The following is a 3,724-nucleotide window of genomic DNA, read 5'->3' as shown; positions in this document are numbered from 1 at the left end:
CGCCGACGCCATCCGCCAGGTCGCTGCGGCCAAGGCGCGAGGCGAGCTGGAAATGGCGGCGGGCTGAAGCAATTCCAGGCAAAGTGAAATGGTTAGGCTCGGCGACTTCGCCGTAACCGTCCGTCCGGAATTGCGCAAACCAAAGAGATAGAGCGGTTCAGCGTTTCATGAAACGATGGAACTTGCCCGCTCCCCTACTTCACCGTCACCTTGGCCTTGCTGACGAAGAAGCCGTGGCCGTTGCTTGCCGCGCAGGTCAGCCCTTTCTTCGACGATTGGCAGGAAAACGGCCCCTTGCTCCAGCTGTTGCCATAGGCAAGCTTCGCGACATCGCCGCAGCAGCCTTGCTCGCCGGGGTTCTTGATCTGCGTCGCCGGTCCCTTCGGCCCCAGGATGACGGTGATGTAGCTCGGCTCGACGCGCGAGCAGCTCAGTTCCGGACCGCCATCCTGCGGCTGGTAGGTGCTTGTGCCGCCCTTCGGCGTGTAGATACAGCCGATATTGCCTGACGGCGTGTTGAACTCCACCTGCCCTTCGCCATTCCCTGGAATGGTCTGGCTGCCGGCATATGCCTGAGGCAGCCAGACGAGTGTCGCGACCATCGCGGCCGACAGCGTCCGTACAAACATGAAATTCCCTCCGCTCCGGGGCCGATGCACATTCGAGACCGAACGGCCGGCCCATCAAACACAAATTGGTGCGCGCCTGAAAAGCATTGGCCGACGGATGTATCGAGACGATGCCGGGCACCCTCGGCCGTCGCCTTCTCAACGTGCTCCGGCCGCGCTTGGACATCACGAAAGCCAATCCTGAAAGACAAGCGGAGGCACCTTTTCGGTCTCCCCGGTTCGTTCGCCTCAGGAAATTCGGCTGAATCGGAGGGCGAAGCGGTTCACAAAACTGTGTTTTAAGCTTCCCTAAGGGAAGGTCGTTCGGCCGCCTCCGCGACTGCTCTAATCAATTGAAATAAAAAGGCATTCCACGCGGTGGAGGCGACCGCATCGCCGTCCGATCTGTTGCGCATGGGCAACGGCTTGTGCGCGGGTTCACATTCCCCGGGAGAAAATTAATGGAAAATGATCAATTGGTGTTACTATCCGTAACAAAACTAGAAAAGGTTTGGGCGGGATCGTGATTCGGGTCGGCAGACCGAGACGTTCAATATCGGAGAAAAGTCCTAGCGACGCCAGCAGGCAGCCGCCCCTGACCCCGGTGTCATCGATGCGAACCTTCTGGGGACTGATGCGTGCCTACTGGTTCTCGGATCGCTGGAAGGAAGCCTGGACCCTCACCCTCGTCATCGCGCTGCTTACGGCGCTGTCCAGCAAAGCCGATGTCTGGTTTACCGTGGCGGCGGGTAAGTTATTTACCTCGATCGCGTTTTTCCACGACGCCGCGAATACCACGCCGGTCGAGAGTCTGCTGACCAATGCCAGCCTGCTCGTGCTGTTGGTGGTGCTCAAGGATATGGGCATCACAGGTGCCTGCAAATTCGTATCGGCGACATTGCATCGGAAATGGCGTGGCTGGCTGAACAGCCGCTTCAACGAGGCGCTGCTCGATCCTAATCATTCACACTACCACGCTCAGCATGGCTCCTCCGCCACGGCAGCGCCCGACAACATCGACCAGCGCGTGCAGGAATCGATCAAGGATATGACAGGCGGCGCCATTGGGCTTGCCATGGGCGTATTCAGTGTCTTCACCTCGCTCTACTTCGTCGGCGGAGCTTTGCTGGCAAGTTCCGTGGAGGTGAGAGGACTGGAGCTCCTCGGCAGTTATGGAAGTGTCGTACTCGCTCTGCTGGCGGTCGCTCTCTACGTGCCGTTCAACACCTGGATCGCAGTCAAACTCGGCGGCATGCTGGAGTGGCTCAACATCAGGATGCAGAAGGCTGAAGGTAGCTATCGCGGCGAACTGATCACACTATTGCGGCGCAGCTTCCATGTGGCGGCCTCGCAAGGCGAAGACGTGCAGAAGACGATACACGGCCGGCTCTATCTCGACATCGACAGAACTTGGTCGAAGTTCAACGTCGTCAACACCATCTATTCGGGCTTCGAGTCGGTCTACAACTTTGTCGGCGCCAAAATTGTCGCCTACGGGCCTGGCCTGGTGCCGTTCATCCACAATGGCCTCGACCTCAAGGGTTACATAACAGGCTCCGAACAGGTTAACGCGCTAATCAGCAAATGTTCGTGGTTCATCCACGTCATGCCGAGTCTGGCCACGCTACGTGCCAACAGCCAGCGCGTCATGGAACTCGCCAACGCCATCGAGAACGTGCAGCAGCCACAGGAATTCTACAGCCAGACCGGCCGCTCCGATTTCAGCTATGCCAGCCAGAATCCGGTCTTCGGCCTGACCATCCAGAAGCTCGAGCTGGCGCATCAGGGCGAGGATGCGACGCCGTTCCTGAGCGCCGCGAACCTGCGCTTCCGGCGCGGCGAGTGGACCTTCCTCAAGGGCGAGTCCGGCTGCGGCAAGACCTCGCTGATCAAGGCGATCAACTGCCTGTGGCCCTATGGCCGCGGCACCATCGTCTTCCCTGAAGGGGTCAAGAACTTCTACGCCGCGCAGGAGGTCAAGCTGCAGCAGGTGTCGCTGAAGCAGTTGGTCTGCCTGCCAGGCTCCGAGCGCGACCATAGCGATGCACAGGTCGCATCGGCGCTGCACAAGGCCGGCCTTGGCGACTTCATCGAACATTTGACCGACGAAAGCCGTGACGGGAAGAACTGGGACCAGGTGCTTTCGGGCGGCCAGAAGCAGAAGCTGGTGGTTGCCCGCATCGTGCTGCAGCAGCCGGGTCTCTTGTTCCTCGACGAGGCGACCGGGGCGCTCGATCCCGAAGGCAAGATCGCTTTCCACCAGGCGATCAAGGACAATTGTCCCGATGTCACGGTGATTAGCGTCATGCATGAGGCGGTGCCGCCGCGCTCGCTCACGGGCGCCGAGTTCTACCACAGTGTGGTCGCGATCGCTGACGGCGTCGCCACCAAGAAGCCGCTCGCGCCGAGCCTGCCGCGCGAGCTCACCACCATCCTCGTGCAACCGAGGCCGGTCGAGGACAAGTGGTTGCGCTTCCCTCGGCGCCTGAAGCAGAAATAGCAGCGCTTTTCTCTCTCCGATCCGTCCCCGGCATCAGACCGGCGCACTGAGCCGCTGAACTGCGACCGATCACAGTCTCGCGACCTGGTGCATCTGCCGCTGCTTTCCCGTGCCGCCGCGATTGACTCGGGCATAAGCGCTCTTATGTTGCGGCGGCTCGCAGAATTCCAACTGAACCGGCGAGCAGAAAGGTCAACGCGCCATGCCTGGCGACAGTCACAGTCGAACACAACCGCCGTCCGCCTTGACGTGACCTGATCGGCTCACGTCCTGCCGGACGGCAAGGAGTGAGCCATGAATGAATTCGCACCCGTATTGGACGACGGCGCCGTCGCCATCGCCCGTGTCCTCGCCAACGACCATGTCGCCGACGTCGTCGAGGCGCTCAACCACGAACCGCGCGAGACAGCCATAGAGCTGCTTTGCGCCGTGCCTTTCGAGCGGCTGGTCGAGATCTTCGACCAGCCCGAGCTCGAAAGCGCGCCGGAGCTCGTCGAAGCCTTGCCGCGCGGTCGACGGACATAGCGGTCAGGAGCTTGCTTGCCTTGACGCGCGGCCGACATCCTGCGCGAGCTCGACGAGCCGGCGCGTTCCGAACTGCTCGGCACGCTCGCGC

3 protein-coding genes are annotated in these 3,724 nt (G+C 61.0%); 2 read left to right on the top strand and 1 reads right to left on the bottom strand.

All coding sequences use genetic code 11. The annotated features are described in order from the left end of the window. Nucleotides 1-194: 194 nt before the first annotated feature. Entirely contained in the window at nucleotides 195-629 is a 435-nt protein-coding gene (locus EOA33_RS27780; protein ID WP_127407098.1) for a hypothetical protein, read from the bottom strand. A 592-nt stretch (nucleotides 630-1,221) separates the two neighbouring features. On the opposite strand from EOA33_RS27780, the gene EOA33_RS27775 reads away from it, so the two are divergent. Together EOA33_RS27775 and EOA33_RS27770 are read left to right on the top strand one after the other, a co-directional pair. Next, nucleotides 1,222-3,108, top strand: coding sequence for an ABC transporter ATP-binding protein/permease (locus tag EOA33_RS27775; RefSeq protein ID WP_190234389.1), 1,887 nt, complete (start codon nucleotides 1,222-1,224; stop codon nucleotides 3,106-3,108). Between the two features lie 294 nt (nucleotides 3,109-3,402). Further along, on the top strand, nucleotides 3,403-3,633 hold the full coding sequence (locus EOA33_RS27770; RefSeq protein WP_245482454.1) for a hypothetical protein: 231 nt from the start codon (nucleotides 3,403-3,405) through the stop codon (nucleotides 3,631-3,633). Nucleotides 3,634-3,724 lie beyond the last annotated feature (91 nt).

This window comes from Mesorhizobium sp. M4A.F.Ca.ET.050.02.1.1 (assembly GCF_003997725.1).
Taxonomy (GTDB): Bacteria; Pseudomonadota; Alphaproteobacteria; order Rhizobiales; family Rhizobiaceae; genus Mesorhizobium.
The sequence above is the reverse complement of the archived record's forward strand: the minus strand, read 5'-3'. Positions and strand labels throughout refer to the sequence as shown.

Excerpts from the sequence above, each read along its gene's own strand:
- EOA33_RS27780 (WP_127407098.1), bottom strand. The coding sequence starts at position 629 with ATGTTTGTACGGACGCTGTCGGCCGCGATGGTCGCGACACTCGTCTGG.
- EOA33_RS27775 (WP_190234389.1), top strand. The coding sequence starts at position 1,222 with ATGCGAACCTTCTGGGGACTGATGCGTGCCTACTGGTTCTCGGATCGC.
- EOA33_RS27770 (WP_245482454.1), top strand. The coding sequence starts at position 3,403 with ATGAATGAATTCGCACCCGTATTGGACGACGGCGCCGTCGCCATCGCC.